Origin of the sequence: Spartinivicinus poritis (assembly GCF_028858535.1) — a bacterium.
Classification (GTDB): domain Bacteria; phylum Pseudomonadota; class Gammaproteobacteria; order Pseudomonadales; family Zooshikellaceae; genus Spartinivicinus; species Spartinivicinus poritis.
In genome coordinates this window covers 1-8,822 of sequence record NZ_JAPMOU010000092.1, presented here as the reverse complement: position 1 = coordinate 8,822, position 8,822 = coordinate 1, and the positions used below count along the sequence as shown (strand labels likewise).

At 37.8% G+C, this 8,822-nt stretch carries 8 protein-coding genes; all 8 read left to right on the top strand.

Annotation, left to right across the window (positions count from 1 at the left end; all coding sequences use genetic code 11):
• The first annotated feature begins 307 nt into the window (after positions 1–307).
• The 8 genes from ORQ98_RS28095 (at position 308) to ORQ98_RS28065 (ending at position 8,307) form a co-directional block, all read left to right on the top strand.
• Positions 308–736 (top strand): hypothetical protein, encoded by a 429-nt coding sequence (locus tag ORQ98_RS28095; RefSeq protein ID WP_274692152.1) that lies wholly within the window; start codon positions 308–310, stop codon positions 734–736.
• Between the two features lie 210 nt (positions 737–946).
• Positions 947–2,545: a portal protein gene (locus tag ORQ98_RS28090; RefSeq protein WP_274692151.1), complete on the top strand. Its 1,599-nt coding sequence runs from the start codon at positions 947–949 to the stop codon at positions 2,543–2,545.
• The gene (locus ORQ98_RS28085) at positions 2,523–3,551 is read left to right on the top strand and encodes a hypothetical protein (protein WP_274692150.1); all 1,029 of its coding nucleotides are present in this window, start codon (positions 2,523–2,525) and stop codon (positions 3,549–3,551) included. Before ORQ98_RS28090 ends, ORQ98_RS28085 begins: the two co-directional genes overlap by 23 nt.
• A gap of 238 nt (positions 3,552–3,789) precedes the next feature.
• Positions 3,790–4,584 (top strand): ParA family protein, encoded by a 795-nt coding sequence (locus ORQ98_RS28080; protein WP_274692149.1) that lies wholly within the window; start codon positions 3,790–3,792, stop codon positions 4,582–4,584.
• A complete protein-coding gene (locus tag ORQ98_RS28075; protein ID WP_274692148.1) occupies positions 4,585–5,676 on the top strand; it encodes a ParB/RepB/Spo0J family partition protein in 1,092 nt (363 codons plus the stop codon).
• A gap of 28 nt (positions 5,677–5,704) precedes the next feature.
• Positions 5,705–6,004 carry a helix-turn-helix domain-containing protein gene (locus tag ORQ98_RS29750; protein ID WP_425347726.1) on the top strand — a complete coding sequence of 100 codons (300 nt, stop codon included), beginning with the start codon at positions 5,705–5,707 and terminating at the stop codon, positions 6,002–6,004.
• 87 nt (positions 6,005–6,091) lie between these two features.
• On the top strand, positions 6,092–7,237 hold the full coding sequence (locus ORQ98_RS28070) for a hypothetical protein (protein WP_274692147.1): 1,146 nt from the start codon (positions 6,092–6,094) through the stop codon (positions 7,235–7,237).
• Complete coding sequence (locus ORQ98_RS28065) at positions 7,237–8,307, top strand: hypothetical protein (protein WP_274692146.1); 1,071 nt, start codon at positions 7,237–7,239, stop codon at positions 8,305–8,307. Before ORQ98_RS28070 ends, ORQ98_RS28065 begins: the two co-directional genes overlap by 1 nt.
• Positions 8,308–8,822 lie beyond the last annotated feature (515 nt).

The window sequence follows — 8,822 nt, the reverse complement described above, 5'->3', positions numbered from 1 at the left end:
TGATAATCCATTATGAATGCTCGAGTATACAGCTTTTTGCCTGCTAACATAGTCCCCCAGGAATCCATATAGAGCCAAAAGTAAAACGTCGGACCTGGGGCGGTGAATTTATCCCCGCTTTTGAGGCACTGTTTTTACATGATCGGTATGCCAAAAACGGCAAGCTCTATGCAAACAAAGACAGTTTGAAATCACGTTACGGGGCATCATTTACGATGGACAGTCCAGACTTTGAGGGATCATGGTGGTGGTTACGTTCACCGACAGATGAAGACTTACAACAAATTACAACTTTATTGGTGTAGCAATGGCAATTAACGTATTTACTGAAACTGAATTACAACCTTTGCTGGAAGAAGCCACAGCGAACCAAACCAAAGAACAATTTATCAGCCGCACGGTTGAAAACCTGATCAATACGTTACGGCGTAACGCATTACATTACCGGGCTTATGGTCCTTACTGGTGGTGGTTCAAACAATTACTAATAGAGCAAGGCGATACACGTACATTATTTCCAGTCGGTAATCTTGATGAGGAAATACTAGGCCAACTGTCGTTCAGTGATCCGGCTTACGGGATCGTTGCTGCCTGGCAATATGCCGAATGGCAATTCGAGATGGGGGCACAAGCGAATACTCAACATGTGCTGGATACCGAAGAGGGTGACTTCTTGACCTATGAACTCTTTGACGAAGAACTAGAAGTGAGAGCAGCATTACGTCGGGCTCACTGATTAACGGCTCATTCTCTGATTGAAGGCCGCACCACTTCCGTTGTGTAGTAGCTGATAGCTATCACCCACTTTCCGTGGAACATAAAAAATGTTCCACGTGTAACTTGTGTAGCAGTGCTACACAGCGCATATACGCCACCCACATACAATATTTTTTTATCTGCCGTACTTTAAGCTAAACCGTTATATACTCGCTGAAAAGGCGAGTTTATGGCAGTAAAGACCGAAAGACCCAAGCAGAAAAGCCGCTGGAAATGCTTGTTTTCCGGCTTTAATGAAAACGAACCCATTCATGATAGCCAGGTTAGTGGTATTGCTTGTGATTTATCCAGTATGGAACGGCTATTAAATCAGCCGCTACAAACTGATGATGCCAGTCACTACGAACAACTAAAAACCCCCTTCCCCACTGACCGCACCCTGCAATACAAAATCTATGATGAAATGGCGGTGGATCCGTCGATTGATGCAGCCTTAAAAATGCACATTCAGCATGCCCTTTCTGCTACTACTGACACCAATGAGATCATTTTTATTGAGTCGAAAGATGGTCAACCAAACCAAGTGATTTCAGATTTGAATGACACGTTTCGGGATTTGTTTAATGCGCAATTACATAATTGGGCTTATGAGGCCGCTAAGTATGGCGTGTGTTATGTCCGACCTTATGGTTCAGAAGGTAAAGGCATCCAACATATACGGCATGATCGCTATACCCATCCTGTTTCAATTAAGGAATTTGAACGAGCCGGTTTATTAGCGGGTTATCGATCAAAACACCAACCCGCCGACCAAAGACAACAGCTAATCGAACCCTGGAAAGTCGTCAGTTTTAAAATACCCCAATGGTCCAACTTGTGCAGCCATCAACATCACCAATCTTCACAATGCCAACAGTCAATCAACTTAGCTTCAGATGACTATGAAAATGATCCGCTCATTGAAACAAGACACTATGGTGAGTCTCTGTTGCGTGCGGCCTTTGATCCCTGGCAAAAACTCGAACAAGCATCAACTGCCTTAAGTGTGGCTCGCTGGAATGCCGGTAAAAAAGATCGGTTTATTGGAGTCAATGTAGGGCAAGAGTCTCCGCAAAAAGCGGCTGGTTACTTCAACACCATTGCCAAAATCTTAAAACAAAAATCGGATCACTCTTCTAATCAAGCCATGTCCAAAGGCTTCTTTAACACTATCAATAACCTGGTGTTTCCGGTGTGGTCGAGTGGATCAGGCAAAGTGGATATTCAAACGGAAGTCAACGATGTGAATATCGCTTCCATAGAAGACGTGAATTTTATAGTCAACCGCTTGGCATCTGCACTCAGTGTCGATAAATCGTTATTGGGGTTTACGGATGATTTGTCAGGTGGCTTGGGTGATGGTGGTTTTTTTAGGATGGCCATTGCTGCGGCCATTAAAGCCAACCTTGTCAGAAATGCAGTTCGTAACGGTATCGAGCGATTGTTCGAGATTCATGTGGCATATAAGTACAACAAAGTCTATATGCCAGACGATAAGCCCTGGGTGATTAAATTCAACAGTATCAATACAGCACTAGAGCAAGAGCCAGCTCAAGCGCAAGAAGTACGAGCCAACTTTGCAACATCTGTCGTTTCGCTGATTCAACTGATTGATCCTGAGTTCCAATTGCTAGATAAGAAAGATTCACTGAACTGGGTGATGACTGAACTCATGCAATTTCAGGCAGACGACATTAGCCCTCTGTTTACTTCCAAAAAGCCCACCGCTACTCAAGACCAGACAAGCAAACCAAACGAGCCCAAGCATGAGCAAAAACAAACTAAATAAAGTCACTTGTACATTTAATATATTTGAAAGCGGTAGAAGCTACTCAGGTAAAGAGCGTGGTTATGTGCTCGATAACTTCAAGAAAATCATTGAATCACCCGAAACCCAGGAACGACTGAAACTAAGAGAAATGGTGGGTTATGTGGGTCATGGTATTCGCGAACTGACGAATAAATTATTCCCTGGTGAAACCGATGTTGCCAAACTGGATAGTGGCAAAGAAATTGTCATCAAAGCGATTCCAGCTTGTGTGTGCACCGAACTTAACATTGATGATGAAGGCAATGTTACACATTCACAAGAAATTTTAGACAACGAAGAAGGTAAAACCCTGCTTGGGTTACACAACTCAAAAGTGGGTGGTTTTTCAATTGCGGCACGAGGAAGTGAAACAGGCGCGAATACATTCTTAAATCAGATCAGCGGTTTTGATTATGTAATCAATCCAAACTTTGCTAACAACCGTGGCTATGTCCTCGACTCCACAGCAGAAGAGAAACCTAACTTTGCAACCATCCTTGATGCCATCAAACAAGCTGGCGTGAATGAAGAGGAGGCAGAAAACAGACTACAACAGTGGTTTGATTCAGTTGAACTGTCATACAACCAGAACCAAATGTACTTTCATGAGCTGGTGAAGCTACAAGCGCTGTATGATCACCTGAGCCAAGAACACACAACACTGGTTAATGATAATGATGTGCTGAAGCAAACCATCGAAAAAGAAGCACAACAGAGGCAGTCATTGTTTACTGAATTTGCGAAAAACTCACCTGTCGTAATAACCGATGCCGTAACAAATGCTCTGGTTAACCCATCAACTGTAGAAGACCTGGAACCACTCAAAACCTTGCTAGATAACGCTACGAAGATAGATGGTAAACAACTGCCGTTGAAAAGGAGTAAACACTCTCAAGAGCCCCCCTCCCCTACTCCTAGCTTTATAGTCAGTGACCCAATGGAATATGGAGCGATTGAAACTGTACCAGATGTAACAATGTACTAAAAATCTTACACCACTAGGTTAAAAAACACACATCTAATGCAATATGTATATTTCTCTCATGAGAGAAATATACATAGCTCATTTTACACTTGGCCCCCTTTCTATATTATTCTCACCATACTATTGTATAGGATCAAATTTTAATACTATAATAAAAGCTCATATAGTTTCATATCTTTCTTATTATTTCGAACAAAACCAAAGTTATTCATAACCATCAGGTTAGGAGTGTGGGTTAGTGGGTAAATCAATAGCAGTAACAAATGAAAAAGGGGGAGTTGGTAAAACAACTGTTTCAGTGCAACTTGCCCATAAGCTTTCAGAAAGTGACTTCAAAGTATTACTTGTTGACAATGACTCATCTGGAGATGCAACAACGGCGCTATTTGGAGAAGACATCCCTGAAACAATAAAAAAAGGCAACCAGCCAGAAGGGGTTTCTAACACAATCAAGATGTACAACACTGATACAGAGCCAAAACCGATACAGGTTAGAGATAACCTCTTTTTGTTAGGTGCTACAGATGCTCTTTCTGTATTAAAGGGGGCTGATATGGAGCCTGTCTATGAGTTCTGTGACTCTATTGAAGTCCTGAAAGAAGATTTTGATTATATTATTATCGACTGCCCACCTTCTTTCGGCCTACTTTTTACCTCCGCAATAATGGCTACTGATGGAATAATAATCCCTGTTATACCAGAAGACTTTGCTTTTAATGCAGCAAAAAAAGTTGAACATCGAATAAAACAAATGAATAGAAGAATGGGGGCAAATCAAAAGAAAATTGCAGGTGTAATTGCGAACAAAGTCAAGAATAATCCTACACCAAAATCAGTTACTCATTATTTAGAAGAGCTTAAAGACAACTTTGGCTCTCTTTTATTCAACACTCAGATTAATGAGACTATCAAAATTTCTGACGCAATTTCACTACAAGAAAGCATCACTGATTATGCGAAGCCTGATACTAAAGCTGTTAAGCAAATCTCTGCTTTTACTGATGAGGTAATTGCTCGTATGGAGAAAATATAAATGGCTAAGAGTTTTGCTGAAAGAAAAAAAGAAAAAGCGGCTCAAAGAAATCAAGTTTCAGTTAATGATCTATTACAAGACAAGCCTGAAAGTAGTTCAAAAGAAGGAGTTTTACTCTTACTTTACCCACATCAGTGCTTTACAGAAGAGCAAGTGCGAAAAGAATTTGATCAAGATGAGATTAGCTCAATGGCTGCATCATTAAAAAGTAATGGTCAGCAACAACCTATTATTGTTTACCCTCCAAATGAAAAGGGCTTATATAAGATAGACAAAGGAGAGTGTAGATGGCTAGCTTCTCAATTAATTCCTAATTTCAGGTTAAAAGCTCTCATTGACCCTGAAGCACCATTAAGAGAAAAAAGAAAACGTATTGTTTGTCAAATCATTGAAAATGATCAAAGAAACGACTTGCGTCCATTTGAGATGGCAAATGCTATAAAAGATCTTGCAAATGAAAAGTTGACCTTAGAAGAAATTGCTGAAGAGTTAGGTTGGATCACTCGCAATAATAAACCTAATATCAACAAAGTTTCACGATATTTAAATATCCTGAAACTTCCTGAAGAAGGTATAAATCTCGTAAAGCAAAGAGTAGTTACAGACTTATTAACATTAGACTTTTTAAGGAAAATTTATAGTATAAATAAAGAGAAGTTTTCAGCTCTTTGCGAACTAGCAAAAGAAGATGGTGGGATATCTCGAAAGCGTGCAGAGCAAGAGTATAAACAATGTAAGTCAAACACAATGGCTTCTCCTTCACAAGAAGTAGATTTCTCTCATGAGAGAAAAAGAGATTCTAAAGAAGAGAGTCTACATGGTGACAAACAGAATGCTTCTCAGGAAAATACACAAACTACAGATGGTGTTAGTGAAAATTTCTCTCATGAGAGAAAAGCAAAAACTAATAACAACGAAGTTCCTAAGATACAAAGTGAAATAGTAATACATGTTGAGATTCAAAATAAAACTCCAGGTATCTTAGTATTTGATAAGCCACAAAAAAGTGGGTATGCCTGGGTGCAAACACTTCAAGATGAGAGAATGTTAACAAAGCTTGAAGACTTAACAATCACATCAATTAAGTACTAATTTTCATTACCTATTTCGGTGTGATTTTATGTTAAAGTTAAGCGAAGAGACTCGCCGTAAATATTCGATACTTGTAGCTATTACTACAAGTAATTCTCCTTCATTATTAGATATATCAAATGTAACTGGCATCCCTTCCTCTTCAGTGAAGAGATATATAGCTCAAATTAGATCCGAGTTTCTAATTGATTTACGTTTTATTCAAGCAAATAATGGGAGAGGTCGAAGAGGCCACTACCATATATTTCATTGGGGAGTAATTGACCGCTCAGAGTTTCTAATTAACTTTGGCTCAATTCTAGACGCACAAGAAAAGCAAGTTAGCTAATTCTCTCATGAGAGAATTAGCTAACTAGTTCAAACAACTTTCCTCAGTCAATCTGTTTTGAGTTTTATCCATAGCAGGAATAGGTTAATGGAAGAAGTATATTTAGCTTCAAAATCAAAGCTGCAAATGTTGTTTACTTACTTGGGTGTAAGTATAAGTATATCTCTTTCAATTGCTCTATCTGTACTGCTATTTTGCAGTATTTCAGATAATCCAAACTACAAGCTTTTATTTGCAGGACTAGCTATTACATTTGAATTAGGAAAATTCTTAGCATTACCAGAAATATTAATTAGTATTAAGTGCAAAGATTGGATTCGAGCGGTATTTTCCAGCCTATTATTCACTACTCTAACTATTGCAAGCATTTTCGGTTCAATAGGAGGACTGCAAAGCGATACTCAAAAAGTTCAAGCCAATATAGAGGTAGCTGAGGTAAAAAAGAAGGGGTTTATTGAAGAAAGGGAACAAATACTTAGTCAAATAGAGCAGAACTCAAAAGCTATTGACATGTATATAGAAATGAAAAAGGAAAAGTACTTTGCAGCTCCACTAAAAGCTAAAAATGAAGATTTACGCTTACAAGCTGCTGAGCTTCAGCAAAAAATAAACTCGGTTTCAGTACCAGCTAAAACACAAATGATAGCTTTACTTGAAGCTTTGTCTACTGCGGTAGAGAAAGATAAAAAAATCGTACAGGTATATGTTTTTATATTGCTAGCTATTTTATTAGATTTTGCAGCTTGTTTTTTCATAGACATAATCCAAAAAACAAAGTATTTAAAGTCTTCATTACTATTAAAAAAATCTTCACAAGATAAAGTTATGACATCTCAAACAAATTTAAACCTAGCTTCAGATAGTAATATAAAGACAAAAGACTTGAGAACAAGGCTTGATGAAAAAGAAATCGTGAGGTCAGTTACTCCAATAAATAACGAAACACTCGAAGGCAATGGAGAAAATAAAACCATACAAAATAACACCAATATATTGAATTTTACTAAGCCAAAAAGTTTTGACAATTATGAACAGGTAAGAGAAGAAATAAGTGCAATTCAAGCTGGTAAACGAATAAGTAAAAATAAAGTAATGAAGATACTTCGACTAGGTAAAAGCACTGTTGATAAATATTTTGATTTGCTAATTACAGAAGGACTAATCTTTCAAGATCAAAAAAATGGTCTTTACTTTCGTAGCCAAAATGCAATGTACACTGATAGGGCATTATAATGAGTAAGAAGGATTTACGACTGTCAGAGCCAGCTATTACACCACATTTGTCGTTTTTTCAGCTCCTTGAAGCTCAGGATGCAGATTATTCGAACGCAGTAGACTTTTATGACCATATTCCAAAGTTTTTGGATACTCAACGTAAAAGATATTGGTCTTATAAAGATGTAACCCCTAAAGTCTCAACCGAATTTTCTTTCAATTACAAAGGAACAGAAACAACTTTTGTTGTCACAATAAAACCAGGAAGAATCACAAAAAATATTGGGGGAAAAGAAACTGATGTCTTAGTTTACCCATCAATTCAACGTGAAGAATCTGTTTATGATGCTCTTAGAAAATTAGCAACTAGTGAAAATGGTGCTTTTTTTAAAGAAGATCTAGGTACAATGTTTACACTTCGAATGTTGCAAAAAGAGCTAAAGCGTTTTAACAAAACAATGTCAATTCCTGAATTAACCGAAAGCTTAGAAGTACTAAGAAGTGCGGAAATAGAAATTGTAAGCTTAGCAGGTGAGTTTAAATGGAAGCCTTCCTACTTAAGCAATATGGCCTTAACTACTCGTAAAGATATCCTACAAGATGGCCAAAGTAATAAGTGTCTTGTTCTTTTTGATAGTTTTGTTACCAACTCCGTAAAGCAATTAGAGTATAGAGAATATAACTATGCAATAGCGCAAAGCGCGAAGAAGCCAATTGCTAAATACTTAATTAAACGCATGGATAGACGATACAAACAAGCAAGCCAAGGACAATTTTATCCAATTAAAATGTCAACTGTATTTAAAGCTACCTTTCGCAAAATGGATAAAAAAATGTCTAATAATACAAGGCAAATGAAAGCAGCAATTGAAGAAATGAAAAAGCTGTTAAGGCTTGAGAAAGTAGAAATTGAGCCAATCAAGTCATTATACGACAAAAGAAAAACTGTCGACTATCTGTATAAGCTATACCCACATGACAGGCTTGTCAGTGATATGAAGCGTTTTAATAAGAAGTACTCAATAATGAAAAATAGAGCAGCACTTTACGAAGAGCGGCAAGGCTCATTATTCACCGAAGATGAATAATTAACACAATTAGCTATCGCTTAAGCTCTTCTGATCAAAAGTAAGTGATGACATTACAGCCAATGGATAGTTATACAGATGTACAGGCCTATGACAGATATTGAGAATTCGACTTAGATATTTCATTCGTGAAGTACATCCCTAATTAAATATAGTGGTAGGAAATGAGAGCTTATTCCTGCAACCCATCGTGACCTGCTAATTTAAACAAAAACTTCCTGGTAGGTTTTAAGAGCTAGACCTTACATAATTCATTCATTTAAACACTGAGCTGCAGCAATCACCTTGGTAGGAAATGAGAGCTTATTCCTACAACCCTTTATGAGCTAGCTCTTTAAACAAGAGTCAACTGGTAGGTTTTAAGAGCTAGACCTTACATAATTCAATCATTAAGCACTGAGCTGCAGCAATCACCTTGGTAGGAAATGAGAGCTTATTCCTACAACCCTTTATGAGCTAGCTCTTTAAACAAGAGTCAACTGGTAGGTTTTAAGAGCTAGACCTTACATAATTCA

Bases quoted from the DNA above. Each gene is read 5' to 3' on its own strand.
- ORQ98_RS28070 (WP_274692147.1), top strand. From the start codon at position 6,092: ATGGAAGAAGTATATTTAGCTTCAAAATCAAAGCTGCAAATGTTGTTT.
- ORQ98_RS28095 (WP_274692152.1), top strand. From the start codon at position 308: ATGGCAATTAACGTATTTACTGAAACTGAATTACAACCTTTGCTGGAA.
- ORQ98_RS28065 (WP_274692146.1), top strand. From the start codon at position 7,237: ATGAGTAAGAAGGATTTACGACTGTCAGAGCCAGCTATTACACCACAT.
- ORQ98_RS28090 (WP_274692151.1), top strand. From the start codon at position 947: ATGGCAGTAAAGACCGAAAGACCCAAGCAGAAAAGCCGCTGGAAATGC.
- ORQ98_RS28075 (WP_274692148.1), top strand. From the start codon at position 4,585: ATGGCTAAGAGTTTTGCTGAAAGAAAAAAAGAAAAAGCGGCTCAAAGA.
- ORQ98_RS28085 (WP_274692150.1), top strand. From the start codon at position 2,523: ATGAGCAAAAACAAACTAAATAAAGTCACTTGTACATTTAATATATTT.
- ORQ98_RS29750 (WP_425347726.1), top strand. From the start codon at position 5,705: ATGTTAAAGTTAAGCGAAGAGACTCGCCGTAAATATTCGATACTTGTA.